This window comes from Iodobacter arcticus (assembly GCF_042664895.1).
Classification (GTDB): Bacteria; Pseudomonadota; Gammaproteobacteria; order Burkholderiales; family Chitinibacteraceae; genus Iodobacter; species Iodobacter arcticus.
In genome coordinates this window covers 43,860-63,382 of sequence record NZ_JBHTBQ010000010.1, presented here as the reverse complement: position 1 = coordinate 63,382, position 19,523 = coordinate 43,860, and the positions used below count along the sequence as shown (strand labels likewise).

Sequence of the window (19,523 nt, the reverse complement as noted above, 5' to 3'; positions counted from 1 at the left end):
TCATCATGGAAACGTCCATGCCGCCAAACTTAGCGCGCCACTTGTAGAAAGAGGCAGAGCTCATACCGTGCTCGCGGCACAGATCAGGAACGGTCGAACCAGCTTCGGCTTGCTTTAAAATCGCCATAATCTGGCTGTCGGAATAGCGTGCTGCTTTCATGTAGAGCTCCTCAAAGACTGCGAGAAAATTCTACTTAAAAATGAGCTGGTTTTGTGGGGGGATTACCGAAGCGGCATATCCATAGTGATAAAAGATAATCAGTTGTTCGGAATTGTATTCAATAAGTTCACGCGGGTCGAACTGCTCAATAGGTAAAACCTGATAGATCTGAGAGGGAGGTTTTGAGTTGTATGCGGCTTCTAGGATTGCATCCATGGGAGAAAGAAAGGAGATCATCGCACGACCTTCTTCGCAATCTTCACATGCCACTTGCGCTTGCATCAGGCTGTTCTTGCGAGGAGTGTAATAGACCATAATAAAAGCTGGGTGGTCTGTGTGCAGAACATGCCCACAAGAGTAGGGTGGTGCAGGATATTTTGATGTCATAGATGTTTTATCAAAGGATATTTAATGAGTTATTGTGGCTAGTTTAAGTGAGTAGTAAGCTTTTTGATAGTCAATCACCTAAGGTATTAAATTTAGATGTATGATAAATATATGTATTTTTAAGTGGATAGTTTAGTGCCGTAAGAAGCTGTAATTGTTGATTTTATTGGCGCAATGCCTGCGGCGATTGCGCCCTACGTTTTAATTACCTTGCTTAATCAACCACCCTCAAAACCTCATAACACGCGCCCATGGTGTGGTAGTCGGTTTTGCCGGCGGGGGATTTGTGTTGGTCGATTTTCTGGTTGTCGGGGCTGAGGATGCGGTACCACGCGCCGTGTTGGTGGTCTACGAAGTGCTCCCAGCTGTAGGCCCAGATTTTATCGTAGGCTTGCCAGTATTTTTCATCCCGAGTTTGGTCTGCCAGTAGGGCGGCGGCGGCGAGGGATTCGGCTTGCACCCAGAAATATTTGTCCTGATCGTAAGGCTCGCCGTCCAAGTCGTAGCCATAGATCAGCCCGCCGTGTGCTTCGTCCCAGCCGGATGACATGGCTTCGTCAAACAGCTCGCGGGCGCGGGCCAAGTGCCAAGGCTGCGGGTCGTGGCGGTCTAAAATGAGTAGCAGTTTGGCCCATTCGGTTTGGTGGCCGGTTTGGATGCCCCAAGGGCGGAAGATGTTGGTTTTGTTGCCCTTGTTGTATTGCAAATTGGGCGTCCAATCGGTGCGAAAATGCTCCCAGATTTGCCCTTCAGTAAAGGCGGCTTGCCGCTGGGTAAAGTTGGTGGCCAGTCGTTTAGCGCGGTCTAAATAGCGAATTTCGCCGGTGGCTTCAAAGGCGGCGAGCATGGCTTCGCAGCCGTGCATATTGTCGTTTTGGCCGCGATAATCATCCAGCACCCAGTCGCTACTGGCTTCGCTGGCGTAAACGCCGTATTCGGGCAGCCAGAAGTGTTGCTCCATGGTGTCGTAAGTTTCATCCAGCCATGCTTTGGCTTCATCCATGCCGCTGCGATAGGCGCAGGCGTAAGCTAGCATCACAAAAGCGAGGCCGTAGCATTGGTTGGTGGCATCCGTCACTTCGCCGTTTTTAACTTCCCAAGCGTAGCCGCCGGTTTGCGGGTTGAAATGCACTTTGCGAATAAAGTCTATGCCGTGCCTGACGCGTGCTTGATACTCCTTTTCGCCAAACTCCAGCCACGCCATGGCGTTATTAAACACAAAGCGGGTGGACGAGACGAGATGGCGGCTTTCCTTATCGTAAATGCTGCCGTCATCCATGTAGTAATGATAAAAACCACCCGCCGGATCGACCGAGATCGGGTCGTAAAACGCCATCGTGTGGCGAATATGTTTAAGTAGAAATTCTCTTGTGCGAAACATGGCTATTCCTTTGCAGAGAGTAAATGGGGGCGCTCTTGGGCTATCTTGCTGATGAGTTCACCAAGCAGGGTGTTGGCCCATGCAAACCAGCTGCGGGTAAATTGCTGCGGCTGATTGGCGTTGAATGATTCGTGCATATAGTAAGTTTCGGCGTGGCTGCTTTTAAGCATGTGCAAACAGAGGCGGATTTCGTTGTCTTGATCACTGGTCATAGCCCGCATGATGATAGACATTGGCCAAATCATTGGCGCAAGGGTGTGCGGGCTGCCATTGCCTTCAAACTGATCCCCCTTAAAAAACCACGGGTTGTCTGTAGAGAGCGCAAAGCGGCGGGTGTTTAGATACACCGCATCGTCTGCGGCTACCGCGCCTAAATAGGGTAAGGACAGTAGGCTAGGGATATTGGCGTCGTCCATCAGCAGTGCACTGCCGTAGCCGTCCACTTCATACGCGTAAATTGCGCCGTGTTTAGGATGCTGAACAATGGCGTGGGTTTGCAGCGCAGCGGCGACTTCGTCAGCCAGAGCGTTGCATTCGGCGGCAAAGGCGGTCTCATTAAAGAGGTCGACCACCATGCTGGCGAGCTGGCGCAGGCTGATGACGGCAAAAAAGTTAGATGGCACTAAAAACGGCAAAACAGTGGCGTCGTCCGATGGCCTAAACATCGATGCGATCAGCCCCACGGGGCGAGTAGGATTACCCCAGCCATCGCAAGCCAAGGTATCGGCTTGCCAGCTGCCGTTGCGGGTAAAGGAGTAAGGCCCGCGATTTTCTTTGCGCTGCTGTGCTTTCATGGTGGCTACAGCCAGCTTCATAGCCGCCAGCCATTGCCCATCAAAAGGCTTACGGTCGGAGCTGCCTTGCCAAAAGCCATGCGCTAAGCGGATGGCGTAGCACAGGGAATCCAACTCCCATTTGCGCTCGTGTAATTCGGGCAACATGCTGGTGTTGTCATTCTGCCATTCGCTATGGGCAGGGCCGTCGTTAAAGGCGTTGGCGTAAGGATCGATCAGGATGCAGGCGCTATGGCGGCGGATTAGCCCGGCAATCATGTCGGCAAGCCGAGGGTCTTGTTGTATATGCGCTAAATAAGGCCATACTTGCGCCGCGCTGTCCCGCAGCCACATGGCGTGAATATCGCCAGTAATCACAAAAGTATCGGGCAGGCCATCTACCATCTGAAAAGCCACGGTGGTATCGAGTGTATTGGGGTAGCACTGGCGAAATAAGCGCTGTAAGGCGGGATCAGAGATGTGTTGGCTGATGCTTTCGATATAATCGTTGACGGCGGTGCTGTGGAATTTTTGTGGCTGCAAGAGATGGCTCGGTTGTGGAAAGGGTGTGGGGGTTATTGATGGATTTGCTAGATTTAAAAGTTTTATAGGGTGTACCGCGACGAAGTCGGAGTGCAGAGAATCGGTGCGCAAGAAAAACACCTTGCACACCCTATAAAAACGCCTTCATCCACCTTTTAGCTTGTACCTGACTGCTGATTCACCTTGTGCTTCCTCAATCTTGCTGTCACTTTGCCTTCCTTGTCTGTAGCAAATAAGACCGCTCGCTCGCTGGCGATGGTGAGTGAATAGATGATGCCGCTGGCTTTGTCTTCAAAGCTGATGGCTTCTGTCTGCCCTGATTCGTTCACCAAAATCCATAATGCGCCAAGCTCAAAGCTGAGTTTTTGGGCGAATACGCCGGGTTGCTCGCCGGATAGCCAGTTTAATGGTGAGCTTAGGCCTGCCCAATCCATTGCGGTTTGATAGAGCGCAAGCAGCGGTTCGGTACGATCGTTCATTTCTAAAGGCAGTGGGCACCACATGATATTGCCCGTGGTCTGTAAGCTACCCAGTGTATTACCCTTGCTCAGCTTGGCAATTTTGTCGCCACCAAAGCTGGCGCGGTATTTATGGCTGCCTATATGGATGGATTCCTCACGTTGCAGATTACGCGTGTCTGATTCACTCATTAGGGCTTGGCAGGGCTGCCAGTAAGCGTCTAAATCGCAGGGGCCGGTTAGCAGGATCGGTGTTTTGCATAGTCCAATCCAATCACGGGCGGCTTGCGATAGGGTGTGCGGGCTGGGGATGATGATCAGCTTGGCGGGCGCGTGGTCTAGGTCGGCGAGATGATATTCGCTGATGGCGCGCACTGGTACTTTTAGCTCGTATTGCATCACGCGCACAAGGCGCTGCGTGGCTTCTAGTGCAAAGCGGCGGTTACCATAATCGTTGCTAAAGGGGTAAATCACCGCCACGTCTTCTAGCTTTCTACCTTGCATGATTGGGGCAACAGCCTTAAAGAAGCTGCCAAAATCTTCGCTGACCATGGTTTCGGGCTTACGTGTGCCATCGGCTCGGCATGCGCCGATATGCGATTCGTTGATGTTATCCATGTGGTAGTTGATATTCCACAACCACTGCACCGCACCCGCGCCGCCATTAATAAAGGCGTAAGCATATTTACGTTCTAGCATATGGGCGAGTTCGGTTTCGCTGCGCTTACTGCGGCCATTGGGGCTTTCGATATGCATGATGCCGGTTTCTTGCACGAGGCTGGGCTTGTTAGGCGTTTTGCTAAAGATAGTGTCCCAAGCCAGATCGTCATTCAGCCACCAGCTATGCACATTGGTGTAATCCACCGCCTCGGCAAAAAACATGGGCGATGGGCGCTGCATCCCTAGTGCCTCGTCTTGGCCGACGGTAATTAAACGTTGTGGGGCGATGGCGCGGAGGGTGGCGCTTAAATCAGCGATCCAGCGGTTAAGCATGTCTTGGCTAAATAGGCTGTAATCCAGCCAGATGCCGTGTTGCTTAGGCAGAATTTCAGTCGGGTTATGGCCCACATCTTGATGTAGCGGTGGCAGTACCGCGTTCCAATCGGGCAGATCGGCAGGGCTGCGATTCCAGCGTTGCTGCCAGCTGGCGATATCCGCGTCTTGCTGTTGCAACCATGTTCTAAATGCGGCGATTTCGATTGGGTCTTGCACGCTGCGTGGCCCAAGGAAAATCTGCTCGGGGTTAAACATGGATGGCTCGTTGATTAAATCCCAGTGCACATGGCTGCTGTCTTTGTGGCGGCTGACAATGGCAGAAATAAAACGCTTTTGTGCGGCGATGGCACGCGGGTCTAGGTAGGGGTTTTGGCCTTCCCACGTTTCTGGAGTAAAGGTAAAAAAGGTAAAGCAAGTTTCAAGGTTGTGGCGTTTAGCGCAGTGTAAGAAGGCATCGATAGCGCGTAAGGCGGCTTCTTGCGCGTGGCCATCGGCGAACATCACTTGCCGCCATGCTGTCCAGATGCCGGTGCGAATATAGTTGATGCCCATGCGGGCAAATTCGGCCATATCCCTATCCCAAACTGCGGGGTTGGGTAGCTGTAAAAATTTGCGATGCACATCGCTGGCCATATAGGTCATGCCGACAATCGGCACGGGTTTGCCGCCACGGGTGAAGTAATCGCGGCCCGCGCAAAGCGGCTGACCTTCTTCGAGTAAGCGGTGGTCTCGGCCCCAAAAGCCCTGCTGCAATTCACGCACTTCGCCAAAGGCAGAAACGGCGCGGCAGTGGATGGCGTAATAGCCTGACTGAATTACCATCGGGGGCGTGCTGCGGTGAAATACTGGGCCATGCGCAGTGGTATTCAGTGCCAGTGTTTCTTTAATCAGCATTTTGCCCGCTTGCATAATGGTGATATCAAATTGCCACTGGCATGCAGCGTTGCTGCGTAAGGCCTCAATTTGTAAGTTAAATGTAGGCACTTCGCTGGGGTAGTAGCAGGCAAAATCAGATTTAATCCAGATTTCGGTTACGCCTCTGGCACAAAACTTGGCCCAGTTGATGAGTGCATCGCTACCGCCTTGCTCCCAAAACAGCGCTGTGGCGTTGACGTTTACAAACAGCCAGCGGCTACCTGCAAAAGCACCGCGATGGTTTTCGATCAGAACAACAGGGGCGGCAATCGCTCTGCCTGAGGCATCTTGGGCGGTGATCAGCGGGTAAATACGCGCATCCATCGGCCCGTTAGAGCTGGATTCTTTTGGGCAATCTTTATGCTTGGTGGGCATAAGCACCAAGCCGCAGCTGGCGTCTTGCGGTGCAAACAGATGGGTTTGCTTGCTGAGTAAGGGGTATTGCTCACCCGCCTCAATACTGATGGCTGCGCTGCTATCAACGGCCAGCATTTCATGGATATTTAAATCTCTAAAAAGGGTGGTTGGGGCAGAAAAAGGCATATTGCCCATGCTGAGTAAATTGCCGCCATTTTGTAAGAAATTGAGTAGCGCAGGCCAAGCCTCATACGGGAAATAGGCTCCGTGTGTGGCGATGACACAGCTCCCCGCTGATGCACTATTTAAGGCATTGATAAGGGTATTGCAATCGGCGAGTGTGCCAGATTCCTGCCAGCGGGCCAGATCATCCTGATGTGGGCGTTCGCCGTGGTAAGCCAGATTTGCATCGTAAAAAAAAATGGCACTCATGCGTTCTCCTTTTAACCGCATTTGCATTTGGGGCTGGCGGGCACGTAAAACGCAGCGGGTTTACTGCCGCAATGCTTACCATATGGCAGCAGATGGGTTTGGTAATTTCGCTACCCTGCCTGCTCCATAGTATTGATTACATTCTGTTTGTTTGTTTAATTAATTTGCTTTCTAGTCTATTTTGCTGATTGTAATCAATCAATGGCTTATGTATATAGAATGCTGGCGCTACGCTCCCATTGTTAAAAATGGCAGTGGCTGGCTTTGGAATAGAGTAGGGGTAATAGGTGGATGAGCCTTTGCGCAGAAAGTTTCATTTTTCGGCGGAACTTGTTCATTGTTACTAAAGTGCATGATTGAAAAGGGTTAATCAGCATTGCCAATGACATGGTAAATTGATTTATTTTATGTATTTGGCTTATTTTAATAGAGCTTGTATCCGTACTGCGCTAAAAACAGGGAAGTCCTCATAATGAAAACGTTTATATTTATTGCTCTGCTTATCACGGGCGCTGCCCATGCAGAAATCTATAAATGGAAAGATGCAGCAGGCATGATGCATTATTCTGATCAGCCACCTAAAGGCAATAAAGCAGAAGTGCTTAAAACCAAGGATTTGCCTGTTAGTACGATGTCGTCTCAGCGCCGAGAGGCTTCTGCAGCAAGTGGTGTGGAGGTAAAAGCCAGCGCGCCTGTGGCGAGTGTGCCTGTGGCGGCAAAAAGTGAAAAAGATGAAAAAGCATGTAAAGAAGCCATGGCAAGGCTGAGCTATTTGCAAGGCTCAAAAAAGTTTTCGAGCGTCAATGAAAAAGGCAAGCTGGAGTTTATGGAGGCGGCGCAGCGTAAGGCTGAAACGGCCAGCGTAGAAGCGAATATCAAGCGAGTTTGCCCCTGAAGTGCATGTATTTTTCCGCCAAGCCGCCTGTATGGGCGGTTTTTTATTGCTTGCGCGCGGTGAATTGCATTTTTCTTCCAGGCCCACCATTTAGCGTCCCCCAAGGCGGCGTATCTAGATGCTGTCGAATTGCTGACACCGTCTTGTAATCTTTAATATTTAGCGTAAAGATTTGTTTTATCCATTGCTAAAGTCCTTTCACCTAGCTATCTAGATAAGAAGCTGATGGTTCTTGAAAATAGAGCTGAATCATTATTTTACAAAATGCTGACGAGCGTATTGGGTGAGTGTCAGCCATAGCGGGTAAGGTGAGTTGATATGCACGAGCATGCTAACCAAACATCGTTTAAAGATATTATGCGTTTGCATGATATTGATGATGCCGATCTGGAAGTCGTTCGAAAGTACGGTGCCTTAGTGGTGCCAAAAATGCCTGAATATTTAACGCATTTTTATGAATGGATGCGTGAGTTGCCTGAATATCAAACGCTAATGTCGAATGATGAAGTTAAAAAAAGAGCCCAAAATGCGCAAGTTACTTATTGGAAGCGTTTTTTTGCTGGCGTTTTAGATGATACCTATATCGAGGATAGGCGGCGCTTAGGTGAAACACACGCGCGGATTGGTTTATCTTTGCCCAGCTATTTTGCGGGAATGAATTACTCCTTTGTATTATTTACTAAGAAACTTTACGATGGCGGTTTGTTTAGTGAGGAATACGGCAAGGCAGTAGCGTCTATTACCAAGCTATTGCATTTAGATACTTCTATTGTGGTGGAAACCTATACGCGGCTGATTAATGAACGAATTAATGAGCAAAGCCGTGCTTTAATGGAAATGTCCACCCCGGTTACAATGATTTGGCAAGATATCCTGATGCTGCCTGTAGTAGGGATTATTGATTCAAAACGCGCTCAGGATATTATGGCGGCTATTTTGAATAAAATTGCTGAAACACGCTCCCGCGTATTTATTATGGATATATCCGGCGTGGCGATTGTGGATTCTGGTGTGGCCAATCATTTAATTAAAATCACAAAAGCAACCCGGTTAATGGGCTGTACCAGCCTGATTTCCGGTGTTTCACCTTCGATTGCGCAAACGATTGTTCATTTAGGGATTGATATTGAAGGAATGACAACCCATGCCACCTTGCGTGATGCGCTAGAGCAGGCGTTTAAAAGCGTAGGCATACGAATGAAAAGAGTGGATGAGGTTTAGGAGGAGGGATGGCAGATCGTGAATCAGGGGGGGGAGTAGCCATTTCGATGGTTGAAGATGCTCTGCTTGTGTGTGTGCAGGCCGAGCTGCGCCCTTCAACATTGACTGAGCTGCAAAATAGATTACTAGAGCAGGTTACAAAAGTGGCGGCGAAGGGGGTGATGCTTGATTTATCTGAAGTCGATGCCTTAGACGTTGATGGTTTTGCTGCGCTGATTGATTTAAGCAAAATGCTGAAAATGATGGGGGCTAAAACCGTTTTTATTGGCTTTAGGCCGGGGGTGATTGCCGGGTTGGCTGCGCTTGATAGTAATCTTTCTGCATTGCGAGGTTGCCAGACTATCCGGCAAGCACTGGATTTATTGCATGAAACCTAGCGTGGAAATGGCAACGGTTTGGCGCAGAATAAAAAATGAGGCTGATGCAGCAATGCTGGTTGCTTATGTTTTTTCTTTGGCAAAGCAGTGTGGATTTTCTCCTGTGGCGGTAACAGAAATCACGACGGGAGCATCCGAGCTGGCGACCAATATTGTGAAATATGCAGGCGAAGGAGTGATGATTTTTTCTTGGGTTGTGCATCAGCAGCGTGAGGGATTAGAGGTGGTGGCCGAGGATCATGGCCCGGGAATTAATGATATGGCATTGGCAATGACCGAGCACTTTAGTACCAAGGGCACGCTGGGCTTGGGCCTGCCGGGTACACGCCGATTGGCAGATGAATTTGAGATTAGTTCTGAACCACATAAAGGCACTCGTGTGCTATTTAGAAAATGGAAAAACTAAGCGTTATGCAATTTGAATTTGCACGTTGCTTGCGGCCTTGTTTTGGTGAGGTGCTGTGTGGCGATGGCACGATCGTTAAGCCGATGGAAAATGGGCTGTTTGTCGGAATCTTAGATGTATTAGGCCATGGCCCAGAAGCACATGAGCTGGCGCGGGAATGCGAGCAATGGCTGGAAAAAAATGGCAGCGAGGATATTGAATATGTGGTTAAGACATTGCATGAGCATATCCGTGGCTCGCGGGGCACGGCGATTACATTGGCTTTCTTAGCGCATGATGGCAGTGCGCGATGTGTCACGATAGGCAATACGGTGATGCGTAAATTGAGCGACAGCTGTGTCACTTTTTCAGCGCAGGCAGGCACCTTGGGTATTGCATTACGCAGCTTGCGAATTGAAACATTTAATTTCAAAAGTAATGATGTTTTTTTATTGGCGACGGATGGCATACAAGAGCATATTTCTGGTGAGCAGATTTTGCTGGAGCGCAGAAACAGCAATCTGAATGAAATGGTTGCCAATATGTTAAGCCGTTATGGGAAGCTTTACGACGATGCCACTTGCCTGGCGATAAAGTGCACATGATGATTAAACTTGGCGTAATGGATTTACGGGGCGAAGATGGCGTTTATCTTGCGCGAGATAAGCTGCGGCGTGCCTTGGAATGCTTGCATATTGATCGAATGCGCAGCGATTTTCTGCTGACGGGTTTTTATTCGCTCTGCCAGTGGGTGAGGCGCTCGTCAGGAGCGTGCGAACTGGTGTTTGGTATTGATAATGATCTTTTGTGTTTTGTAGTGCAGGCAGAGGAAGGATGGAAAAAACACAGATTATCTGCATTTTTTGATGAACAGCATGAGCTGGCTGATGGCGTACTAGAATTGGGTTTTAGAATTGGCTTGCAAGATGCCGAAAACATTCAAAAAGTTAAAAATATTGTCAATGAGCAAACGCGTGATGAATTAATGGCCGAACTGACGGCTAATAATTCTGAATTAGCCGCGCATAAAGAAGGTTTAGAGCAAGAAGTAGGCCGTAGGGCGATGGCATTACAGCAAAGCGAAATGCAATCAAAGGCTGTGATTGAAGGTGCACCAATTGCCGTTATTTTATTGGATTATGATTGTTGTGTAACAGATTGGAATCGCGCTGCAGAATTGACCTTTGGCTTTTCGCCTGCCGAAGTAGTGGGCTTAAAATTGCAAAGCTTGATTCATATTGAAGGCGATGGCGATTTGCCCTTGATTTTGGAATCAGGCTTAAGCGAAGCCACATCTCGTATGACTACGGCCCGTTTTTGGGAATTATTGGCTCGTAATCGCTCGGGAAGCTTATTGCCGGTGGAAGTCGGTATGACGGTGCTGAATATAGAGGGGCATTGTAGCGGTACTTTATTTGCGCGGGATATCAGCCAGCGCAAATTAGTAGAGCAAGAGCTGCAATCGGCTAAAACCAAAGCAGAAGAAGCGGCATCGGTTAAATCGAGTTTCTTGGCTAATATGAGCCATGAAATTCGCACCCCTATGAATGCGGTGATTGGTTTGTCGCATTTGGCATTAAAAGCAGAAATGCCGCCTAAGCAGCGGGATTATCTGTCAAAAATACACCATGCAGGCACGTCTTTATTAGGAATTATCAATGATATTCTTGATTTTTCTAAAATTGAGGCGGGTAAGTTAAATATTGAAGTTGCACCATTTGATCTGGAAACAGTACTAAATAATATGTGTACGGTTACCACGCAAAAAGTATTTGAAAAAGGTTTGGAATTTGTTATTCATAACCCAGTTGATATTCCACCTTGCTTATTGGGCGATTCATTGAGGCTTAGCCAGATTATGATTAATCTGGTCAATAATGCAGTGAAGTTTACCGAATCGGGCGAGGTAGAAATCACGATTCGTTGTATGGAAAAAAACCATGAGCAAACACAATTAGAATTCAGAGTACGGGATACCGGTATTGGCATGACGCAAGAGCAGCTGGGTAAGCTGTTTATGGCGTTTACTCAGGCCGATAGCAGTACCACGCGTAAGTTTGGCGGTACAGGGCTGGGGCTTTCAATTAGTAAACGCTTGGTTGAGTTGATGGGCGGGCGCATTTGGGCAGAGAGCGAAAGCGGAGTGGGCAGCCAGTTTGTGTTTACGGCGTGGTTTGGTATTGAGCATAAAGAAATCAGAAGGCGTGCTTTACCCGCCGAAATCAATAATATGCGTGTTTTGGTGGTGGATGATCATGAGCATGCACGCTTAGCGATTATCGAAGTGCTAAAGCGGTTTTGTATGCGAATTGAACACGTGGGCTCAGGGCAGGGCGCGGTGGAGCTTTGCAGCGCGGCCCACCAACGTGGTGATCCTTTTGGCCTGGTTTTGCTCGATTGGCAAATGCCGATTATGGATGGTGCACAAGCGGCTCAGAAAATTCAGGAAGTGCTGCCAGCAGATGCGCCAAAGCTGGTGATTGTGACGGCGTTTGATCGTGAAGATATTTATATCCAAGCGCAAAGTCTGAATATCAGTGCCATTTTAACCAAACCTGTGAATGCGTCTTCACTCACGGATTGTCTGGTTTCGATTTTTGCAGACGATGATGTTTCTGATAGCCATTCTGCACCACAGGATGAGGTAGATGTTGGCTTGCAGGGTATGTCTGTGCTGCTGACGGAAGATAATCCGATTAATCAGCAAATTGCCACAGAGCTACTGGCCACGGTTGGCGTGGAGGTCGTGGTGGCGAATCATGGTAAAGAAGCGTTAGAAAAACTGGAGCAATTGGGGGCGGGGTATTTCGATGTGATTTTAATGGATATGCAGATGCCGGTTATGGATGGTTACGAGGCATCCAAGCACATTCGCACCGATCCGCGCTACAACGCGATTCCCTTGATTGCAATGACGGCGCACGCCATGGTGGAAGAGCGAGCGCGTTGCCTTGATTTGGGAATGAATGATCATATTTCCAAGCCGATAGACCCTGCTCAGTTTTTTGCCTGTTTAAAACATTGGCGCGTGACAACGCCGGCAGGTGAGGCAAAAGGGCCGGTGGGTTCGTCCCCCGTTGATGTGCTGTCTATTGACTTGCTTACTGCTCCGGTGGTTTCTTTGCCTGAAGTAGCTGTAGCACCGCCAGTGTCGCCTGCTGCTCCCGCTAAGGAGGTGGCGCGTCAGGAGCTAGATGTAAAAGTGGGCTTGGGCTATGTGCTGAATAACCCATCACTCTACCTGCGTATGCTTAAACAGTTTTGCGGTAGCGAGGCCGATTGTGTGCAAAGAACCCATGCGGCTTTGCTGGCGAATGAATTAGAGCCTGCTTTGCGCTACTCGCACACCTTAAAAGGTTTGAGCGCAACCTTGGGTGGAACTAAAGTCTCAGAAATTGCAGGGCGAATTGAATTAGCTATTTCGCATGGCGGGGGTTTAAATGAGGTCAAGGACGATTTGTTGCTGCTTGATCAGCATCTCAGCGTACTGATGCGCGAGGTGAGTGAATATATCAATGGTGAAGATCCTTTTGCCAATACGCCCGCACCCGCAGGAAGAATGCCGGCTAAGGAGTTGCAAAACTTATTGACCTGGTTAGAGCGATTGCTGACTGATATGGATGCGGAAGCGCTTACCGTGATGAGTAAATACGGCGACGCGATGAGCGATTTTTTTGATCCGGCAGAATTTGCAGCGTTTCGGATTGCGCTGGAGAAATTCAACTTTGGTGAAGCGTTGCCGATTTTACAAAAAATGAGCGCTAATCTGGCTCAAGTTTAGAAAAGGGGCGGCGAAGAGGGCATTAAGCCGCGCCGCCTTTCTTTGTGACTTTTCCCTCTAAAGCGCGCTGTCTGCGAATTTCCTTAGGATCGGCTAGGAGGGCGCGGTAAATCTCTACCCGATCTTTTTCCCGCAATACGGTCTCAAGCTTGCAGGCTTTAGAAAAGATACCGATTTTATTGCTGGATAAATCAATTTCCGGAAAAAAATCTAAAACGCCAGATTGGGTAATGGCTTGCTCTGCACTTGTGCCTGCACTCACTTTGAGGGCAATCAGTTTCTGCAAAACAGGCGTGGCATAGACCACTTCAATATTGATTAATGTACTCATGATGGCCCTGATCAATCGGCTTATGGATGAATTTTATCGGCTTGTTTAATAAAAGCATCTACAAAAGTGTTGGTGATTTTATTAAATACGGGACCAATAATCATTTCTAAGCCTCGGCTGGAAAACTCATAATCTAGCTCAAATTCTACTTTGCAGGCGTCTTCCATTAGCGGTGTAAAACGCCACACACCATGCAAGGCTTTAAACGGGCCATCCACAAATTGCATATCAATTAAATGCTTCGACTTAATATCTCGGGTACGGAAAAAAGTTTTTACTTTTAAAAACTCAATTTGTACGGTGACATCCAGTACGGTGTCGGTACGCTCGTGTACTTCTACGCCGCCGCACCAAGGTAGGAATTTTGGATAGTTCTCGACGCGATCTACCAGATCAAACATGCGATCCGCGGAGTGGGAGACTAAGACTGTTTTACGAATAGACTGCATAGTTTGTCTTTATGATAATAAGGCGACTTGGGGAATGCTAAGGATGTGCTTTCCGCTCATTTCCCTGCTTTAAAATTGTAGGGCGGGTGCAACCCGCGAGCAATGTTAACAAACACGCGGCTTGCTCCTAATGCCGTTCACTTAAGCGGTTTTGTTTGAGTTCCCCCCTTTGTAAAGGGGGGCTAGGGGGGATTTGCAGTTGATGTTGGGCTTAAAATAAGCAAAAACCCCAAGGCAAATCCCCCTCAATCCCCCTTTTTCTAAGGGGGAAGCAAAACCAATACCTTAAGTGAACGGCATTACGGCTTGCACCCGCCTTATAATTGTTTTACGAATAGACTGCTTAGTTTGTCTATATGGCGGCGTGAGGTATTACTATCCGCCGCACCGTTGTTTGTAGCGTAAAATGCCGAGCTTCCAGCAAGCACACTAGATGTAAAAAAATGACCGAGCATCGTAACCCCGACTACTCCATGACGCAACTTGAAAACATCCGCATGCCACCGCATTCGGTTGAGGCTGAGCAATCTGTGCTTGGTGGCCTGATGCTGGATAACAGCTCATTCGACAAGATTGCTGACACCTTATTTGAAGCCGATTTCTACCGTGATGATCACCGCCGCATCTTTGCCGTGATTGCCAAGCTGGTAGAGCTGGGCCGTCCCGCCGACGTGATTACCGTGGCCGAAGCGCTCGATACCCACGAAGAGCTTACTTATGTGGGCGGTTTGGCCTATTTGGGCTCTTTGGTGCAAAACACCCCATCTGCCGCCAATATTCGCCGTTATGGTGAGATTGTCCGCGAAAAATCAGTCATGCGCCAGTTGGCGTCGGTTGCCACCGATATTGCCGATGCGGCGTATAGCCCCAGCGGGCGAGAAGCATCCGAGCTACTCGATCAGGCCGAATCGGCCGTGTTCCAAATTGCCGAGCAATCGTCTCGCGGCCAAAAAGGCTTTATCGGCATGCCGCCGATTTTAAAAGAGATTGTTGAGCGTATCGATTATCTATTCCAACAAGACAATCCGTCCGAAGTCACCGGTGTTGCAACGGGTTTTTTAGACCTCGATCGAATGACCTCGGGTATGCAGGCAGGCGATTTAATTATCGTGGCGGGCCGTCCTTCTATGGGTAAAACGGCGTTTTCGGTGAATATTGCCGAGCACGTCGGCATCGAGCTTAAGCTGCCGGTGGCGATTTTCTCTATGGAAATGGGCGCAACTCAGCTGGGTATGCGTATGGTCGGCTCGATTGGCCGCATCGATTTGCACAAACTTAAAACGGGTCGTTTTGAAGATGAGGATTGGGTGCGCCTGACCCACGCCGTTGGAAAAATGAACGAAGCGCCGATTTTTATTGAAGAAACCGGCTCGCTAACAGCTTTGGATATTCGTACTAAGGCTAGACGACTTGCGCGGCAATGTGGCGGCCAGCTTGGCTTAATTGTGATCGATTACTTGCAGTTGATGGCGGGGCGGGCTGGCGCAAAAGACCAGAACCGCGCGACCGAGCTGGGTGAGATTTCCCGAGGCTTGAAATCATTGGCAAAAGAGCTGAAAGTGCCGATTATCGCGCTCTCGCAGCTTTCTCGGTCTGTAGAGCAGCGCACAGATAAACGCCCAATGATGTCGGATTTGCGTGAATCGGGCGCGATTGAGCAGGATGCAGATTTGATTTTATTTATGTACCGCGATGAATACTATAACCCAGATACTCAATTCAAGGGTCTTGCGGAATGCATTATTGGTAAACACCGTAACGGCCCCGTTGGTAAGATCCCGCTGGTGTTTGTGGGCCAGCATTCTCGCTTTGAAAACGCCTTGGTTCGCCCAGATGGCTGGTCGAGTGATCTTGAGTAAGCGCTGAGTTGCGTGGGCAAAAAGCGTTACCTTGTCCACGCAGATCGTTAAAGCCAAAAACATAAAAAAGCTGATTTTATAGGGTGTGCAAGGTGTTTTTCTTGCGCACCGCCTCTTGGTGCGCAACGACTACGTCGTTGTACACTCTATAAAACCGAGCCATCCTAAAGTTAGGTAGTGCCTCTTTTGTAAGGCGGGTTGCACCCAATCCTATCAACTTAAGCAAAACCCACGGGAGATAACGTTTTTGTAGGTTGGGTTACGCAATATATCGCTGAGCGAGGTAAACCTCGCACGCAGACTGCTAACCCAACCTACAAGTTCCCCGTAAGTTGATAAGACCGGGGTTGCACCAGCCCTAAGCCGCCACACCCCCTGTCCCAAACGCCTCCGCATGAATCCGCTCTGCACTAATTCCCATAGTTTGTAACGATTTGATCTGGGCTTGCATAAAGGCCAGTGGCCCGCAGAGGTAGTAATCGGCGTCGGGTAGAATGACGCTATCGGCGATTTTAGCCAAATCCACATAGCCCAGATGGTCGTGGCTATGGTCTGGGCAGGCGTCGCCATAAAATACGGTTTTTTCGACGCTGGATTTTTGAGTTGCCAGCTGATTCACCACATTTTTAAAAGCATGCACCTCGCTATTGCGGCAGCCGTGTACAAAGTGCACGGCTCGATCGCTACCGGTTTTAACTAAGTGCTTGAGCATCGCCATCATGGGGGTAATGCCCACGCCGCCGCTAATTAAAACCACGGGGGTTGTTCGATCCTGATGCAGGACAAAATCTCCGGCTGGCGGGGCGAGATCGATGACATCGCCAACATTGACTGTGTTGTGCAGCAGATTAGACACTTGGCCGATGATATTGCCGGCTTGTTCACGTTTTACCGAAATACGCAGATAATCATTGCCGGGCGCGTCGGATAAGCTGTATTGGCGCGGCTGCATCAGATTCCATTCCGGCACAAACATCCTTACCGAAATATATTGCCCTGGCGCGTAATCGGGCACGCTGCCACCGTCGGCGGGGCGTAAATAGAAAGAGGTGATTTCGCTGCTTTCTTGTTCTTTTTTTGCCACCACAAAGCCACGCCAGCCTGTCCAGCCGCCTTGTTTAAAAGCGGCTGCGGCATAGAGCTGTGCTTCTTCGGCAATCAAGACATCGGCAAGCTGGCCGTAGGCTGCGGCCCACGCTGCAATCAATTCATCGGTGGCGGCCGCGCCCAATACTTCACGGATAGATGCCAGCAAATGGTGGCCCACAATCGGGTAGTGCTCTGGGCGTATGCCAAGGCTGATGTGTTTGTTGGCGATATGGGTGAGCACAGGGGCCAGCACGCTAGGGTTATCAATATGCTCGGCATAAGCGGCCACGGCCATTGCTAGCGCTTGCTGCTGCGCGCCGGACTGCTGATTGCCTTCGTTGAAAATTTGTTTAAGTTCTGGATTGTGCTGAAACATCCGTGCATAAAAATGTGTGGTCAGTGCAACACCATGTTGTTTGAGGATGGGGGCGGTAGCGCGGACTAAATCTCGTTGGGCAGCATTAAGCATGCGTATCTCTGTGTTTTTTAAATGTGCATTTAATTTACCTATTAAAGGGCGGGGTGTATAGGTAAAATTGCATGTTTAGAAAATAAAGTGGCTTGGTCTTGATCTGCCTGCTTGCATCTTTCTCATTAAGGTGGGTTGTTTGTTTGAATTGTGCTCTTGCGCCGCTTATCACTGAAAAGGTAGTAAGTCTTGTTGTCAGGCCGTATTTGCCCACCACAATCCATGATGCTCAATGTGGTGTGGATAAGGGATAAATCATGGAACAGCGCTTAAAAGTTTGGGTCGCGGCTCTTGTGGCAAGTGTGGGGCTTTGTGCTTGTGGCGGAGGGAGTAGCGGCTCATCATCTGCCACCCCCGTGGCAACGACCCCGACCTCGGTGCCCACCGCGGTACCCACTCCCACCCCGGCCCCAAGCGGTGGCGCTTATGCCCAAGGCACGGTTACTGGTTTTGGCAGCGTGATTATTGATGGCGTTACGCTTGATGACAGCAGCGCCAGCTTTAAGGTAGAGCAAGACCCGTCGCTCAGCAGCACCGGCACCAGTAATGATATTAAGCTTGGTATGAAAGTGGAGTCTGATCAGGGTAGTGATGACAAAATTAAAACGCTGACTGCCTTGCCCGAGGTTTACGGCAGGATTTCTGAATTACAAGTGGGCGTGGGTTTCAAGCTGGCAGGGCAAACCGTCAAAGTATCAACTGACGCAGCCGCGCCCACGGTATTTGAAGGCGCAAGTGTGCTGGCTGATTTATTGGTCGGCGATATTGTAGAAGTACACGGTAGCCGTGATGCCGCTGGCGTGATTGTTGCCACACGCATAGAGCGCAAAGATCCAGCTAGCGCGGTGATGGTGCGGGTGGTTGGCGTGGTCAGTGCGCTTGATAACACGGCTAAAACACTGGTAGTCAGTGGCTTAACGGTTAACTTTAGCAGCGCTAAACTTCGTCCAGAAGGCGTAGTGCTAGAAAATGGCCAGTTGATTGCAGTATGGAGCGATCAGGCGATTAGTGCGGCGGGATTGATGAGCGCCAAGGCCGTTAAAGTCAAAAAACCGCAGGTTGGTGACGGGCTGAAAATGCAAATTGGCGGGTTGGTTGTCAGCCTTAATGGCACAGCACTGAGCTTTAAACTGGGCGAGGTTATGGTAGACGCTAGTAAGGCCAAATTTGAAGGGGGTGTGGCGGCTGATTTGGCTAATGGCAAGGCCGTGCGTGTGGGCGGCGTGTGGCAGACCGATAAACTGGTGGCCGCCAGCGTGAAATTTGTAAAAGACAGCGCGGATGCCAAAGTTGAGTTAAAAGGCCCAATAACCGACTATATTTCGCTCGCCAGTTTTAAAGTGCGTGGCGCTTTGGTGGATGCCAGCGCGGCAAAAATTGAAGGCGGCACGGTAGATAATCTGGCTAATGGCGTCTTGGTTAAGCTAGAGGGCAGTATTGCCAGTGGCGTGGTGCAGGCTAAGGCATTAAAAATTGAGACCAGCAGCGCAAGCACCAAGCCAGATCAGGCGGTGAGAACATTCCCCGGTGAAATCAAAGACTATGTGCTTGCTACGGGGAAATTCACTTTGGCTGGCGTCAGCCAAGCTATGCAATTGACTGACAAAACGGTCTATCTCAATACCGGCTCAGATAAAGCGGCGAGCAAGGCTGATTTTGCCAATGGTAAAAAAGTGACCATCAGGGGCGAGGTCGTTGCTGATATTTTACAAGTGCGCGAAGTGAAATTTACGGCGACTAAGGCAGAGCCTGTCAGGCTGAGCGGGGTAGTGAGTGGGGTAAGCAGCAGCCAGTTTAAATTAAATGGCGTGCTTATTCTTTGGAGCAGCACTACACCGATCGAGGGTGGCACGTCAGCGAGTCTGGTGAATGGCGTAAAAGTAGAAGTCAGCGTGCTGAAAAATGCGGATCTGCTGCAAGCACAAAAAATAGAAATCAAAGGCAGGGCAAGCACCTTAGAGGTAAAAGGTGCGCTGAGCGATTTTGTGTCTATCAGCGATTTTAAAGTGGCAGGGCAAAAAACCGATGCCAGCAAGGCAGAATTTAAAGACGGGAAAAGCAGTGATCTTGCCAATGGCCGAGTGCTAGAGGTGAAGGGAGCCTTGAGCAATGGCGTGTTGATTGCAACAAGGGTGTCGTTTGAGGATTAAAACGATGCTGCTGGGGAGTTGCTAGCAAGGCGTTTTTTAGCGTAAAAAAAGCCACTCATCGCATGAGTGGCTTTTGCTTTTGTAGGGTGGGTGCAACCCGCGAGCAATACTGAAA

The 19,523-nt window shown here is 49.4% G+C and carries 16 protein-coding genes; 8 read left to right on the top strand and 8 right to left on the bottom strand.

The features are described 5' to 3' along the window. The 5 genes from ACFQNF_RS06330 to ACFQNF_RS06310 all read right to left on the bottom strand — a co-directional run. A partial coding sequence (locus ACFQNF_RS06330; protein ID WP_380187005.1) for a transposase occupies positions 1–160 on the bottom strand: 160 nt, incomplete at its 3' end. Between the two features lie 30 nt (positions 161–190). Further along, complete coding sequence (locus ACFQNF_RS06325; protein WP_380187003.1) at positions 191–442, bottom strand: hypothetical protein; 252 nt, start codon at positions 440–442, stop codon at positions 191–193. A gap of 319 nt (positions 443–761) precedes the next feature. Beyond that, complete coding sequence (locus tag ACFQNF_RS06320) at positions 762–1,928, bottom strand: AGE family epimerase/isomerase (RefSeq protein ID WP_380187001.1); 1,167 nt, start codon at positions 1,926–1,928, stop codon at positions 762–764. A 2-nt stretch (positions 1,929–1,930) separates the two neighbouring features. After that, positions 1,931–3,244 carry a glycoside hydrolase family 125 protein gene (locus tag ACFQNF_RS06315; protein WP_380186999.1) on the bottom strand — a complete coding sequence of 438 codons (1,314 nt, stop codon included), beginning with the start codon at positions 3,242–3,244 and terminating at the stop codon, positions 1,931–1,933. Positions 3,245–3,399: 155 nt separating this feature from the next. Then, positions 3,400–6,402, bottom strand: a complete 3,003-nt coding sequence (locus tag ACFQNF_RS06310) for a beta-galactosidase (RefSeq protein WP_380186997.1) — start codon at positions 6,400–6,402, stop codon at positions 3,400–3,402. Between the two features lie 472 nt (positions 6,403–6,874). Here ACFQNF_RS06310 and ACFQNF_RS06305 point away from each other — a divergent pair, with 472 nt between their 5' ends. The 6 genes from ACFQNF_RS06305 to ACFQNF_RS06280 all read left to right on the top strand — a co-directional run bounded on the left by ACFQNF_RS06305 (position 6,875) and on the right by ACFQNF_RS06280 (position 13,061). Continuing rightward, the gene (locus ACFQNF_RS06305) at positions 6,875–7,297 is read left to right on the top strand and encodes a DUF4124 domain-containing protein (protein WP_380186995.1); all 423 of its coding nucleotides are present in this window, start codon (positions 6,875–6,877) and stop codon (positions 7,295–7,297) included. Positions 7,298–7,615: 318 nt separating this feature from the next. After that, complete coding sequence (locus tag ACFQNF_RS06300) at positions 7,616–8,518, top strand: protoglobin domain-containing protein (RefSeq protein WP_380186994.1); 903 nt, start codon at positions 7,616–7,618, stop codon at positions 8,516–8,518. A gap of 8 nt (positions 8,519–8,526) precedes the next feature. Then, positions 8,527–8,895: an STAS domain-containing protein gene (locus tag ACFQNF_RS06295; RefSeq protein ID WP_380186992.1), complete on the top strand. Its 369-nt coding sequence runs from the start codon at positions 8,527–8,529 to the stop codon at positions 8,893–8,895. Then, positions 8,885–9,301, top strand: coding sequence for an anti-sigma regulatory factor (locus ACFQNF_RS06290; protein ID WP_380186990.1), 417 nt, complete (start codon positions 8,885–8,887; stop codon positions 9,299–9,301). The genes ACFQNF_RS06295 and ACFQNF_RS06290 overlap by 11 nt, the downstream gene beginning before the upstream one ends. Positions 9,302–9,306: 5 nt before the next feature. Continuing rightward, entirely contained in the window at positions 9,307–9,885 is a 579-nt protein-coding gene (locus ACFQNF_RS06285; RefSeq protein WP_380186988.1) for a SpoIIE family protein phosphatase, read from the top strand. Then, positions 9,882–13,061, top strand: a complete 3,180-nt coding sequence (locus ACFQNF_RS06280; protein WP_380186986.1) for a hybrid sensor histidine kinase/response regulator — start codon at positions 9,882–9,884, stop codon at positions 13,059–13,061. Before ACFQNF_RS06285 ends, ACFQNF_RS06280 begins: the two co-directional genes overlap by 4 nt. A gap of 22 nt (positions 13,062–13,083) precedes the next feature. Here the strand turns inward: ACFQNF_RS06280 and ACFQNF_RS06275 are convergent, their stop codons facing one another. Both ACFQNF_RS06275 and ACFQNF_RS06270 read right to left on the bottom strand, forming a co-directional pair. Beyond that, the gene (locus ACFQNF_RS06275; RefSeq protein ID WP_380186985.1) at positions 13,084–13,392 is read right to left on the bottom strand and encodes an RnfH family protein; all 309 of its coding nucleotides are present in this window, start codon (positions 13,390–13,392) and stop codon (positions 13,084–13,086) included. Positions 13,393–13,412: 20 nt separating this feature from the next. After that, positions 13,413–13,841, bottom strand: coding sequence for a type II toxin-antitoxin system RatA family toxin (locus tag ACFQNF_RS06270; RefSeq protein WP_380186983.1), 429 nt, complete (start codon positions 13,839–13,841; stop codon positions 13,413–13,415). A 443-nt stretch (positions 13,842–14,284) separates the two neighbouring features. Here ACFQNF_RS06270 and dnaB point away from each other — a divergent pair, with 443 nt between their 5' ends. Continuing rightward, entirely contained in the window at positions 14,285–15,700 is a 1,416-nt protein-coding gene (gene dnaB, locus ACFQNF_RS06265) for a replicative DNA helicase (RefSeq protein ID WP_380186981.1), read from the top strand. 358 nt (positions 15,701–16,058) lie between these two features. Here the strand turns inward: dnaB and hmpA are convergent, their stop codons facing one another. Next, entirely contained in the window at positions 16,059–17,258 is a 1,200-nt protein-coding gene (gene hmpA, locus ACFQNF_RS06260) for an NO-inducible flavohemoprotein (RefSeq protein ID WP_380186979.1), read from the bottom strand. Between the two features lie 257 nt (positions 17,259–17,515). Between hmpA and ACFQNF_RS06255 the strand changes: the two genes are divergently transcribed. Next, positions 17,516–19,408, top strand: a complete 1,893-nt coding sequence (locus ACFQNF_RS06255; RefSeq protein ID WP_380186978.1) for a DUF5666 domain-containing protein — start codon at positions 17,516–17,518, stop codon at positions 19,406–19,408. Positions 19,409–19,523 lie beyond the last annotated feature (115 nt).

Bases quoted from the DNA above. Each gene is read 5' to 3' on its own strand.
- ACFQNF_RS06325 (WP_380187003.1), bottom strand. From the start codon at position 442: ATGCAAGCGCAAGTGGCATGTGAAGATTGCGAAGAAGGTCGTGCGATG.
- ACFQNF_RS06320 (WP_380187001.1), bottom strand. From the start codon at position 1,928: ATGTTTCGCACAAGAGAATTTCTACTTAAACATATTCGCCACACGATG.
- ACFQNF_RS06310 (WP_380186997.1), bottom strand. From the start codon at position 6,402: ATGAGTGCCATTTTTTTTTACGATGCAAATCTGGCTTACCACGGCGAA.
- ACFQNF_RS06305 (WP_380186995.1), top strand. From the start codon at position 6,875: ATGAAAACGTTTATATTTATTGCTCTGCTTATCACGGGCGCTGCCCAT.
- ACFQNF_RS06300 (WP_380186994.1), top strand. From the start codon at position 7,616: ATGCACGAGCATGCTAACCAAACATCGTTTAAAGATATTATGCGTTTG.
- ACFQNF_RS06295 (WP_380186992.1), top strand. From the start codon at position 8,527: ATGGCAGATCGTGAATCAGGGGGGGGAGTAGCCATTTCGATGGTTGAA.
- ACFQNF_RS06290 (WP_380186990.1), top strand. From the start codon at position 8,885: ATGAAACCTAGCGTGGAAATGGCAACGGTTTGGCGCAGAATAAAAAAT.
- ACFQNF_RS06285 (WP_380186988.1), top strand. From the start codon at position 9,307: ATGCAATTTGAATTTGCACGTTGCTTGCGGCCTTGTTTTGGTGAGGTG.
- ACFQNF_RS06280 (WP_380186986.1), top strand. From the start codon at position 9,882: ATGATGATTAAACTTGGCGTAATGGATTTACGGGGCGAAGATGGCGTT.
- ACFQNF_RS06275 (WP_380186985.1), bottom strand. From the start codon at position 13,392: ATGAGTACATTAATCAATATTGAAGTGGTCTATGCCACGCCTGTTTTG.
- ACFQNF_RS06270 (WP_380186983.1), bottom strand. From the start codon at position 13,841: ATGCAGTCTATTCGTAAAACAGTCTTAGTCTCCCACTCCGCGGATCGC.
- dnaB (WP_380186981.1), top strand. From the start codon at position 14,285: ATGACCGAGCATCGTAACCCCGACTACTCCATGACGCAACTTGAAAAC.
- hmpA (WP_380186979.1), bottom strand. From the start codon at position 17,258: ATGCTTAATGCTGCCCAACGAGATTTAGTCCGCGCTACCGCCCCCATC.
- ACFQNF_RS06255 (WP_380186978.1), top strand. From the start codon at position 17,516: ATGGAACAGCGCTTAAAAGTTTGGGTCGCGGCTCTTGTGGCAAGTGTG.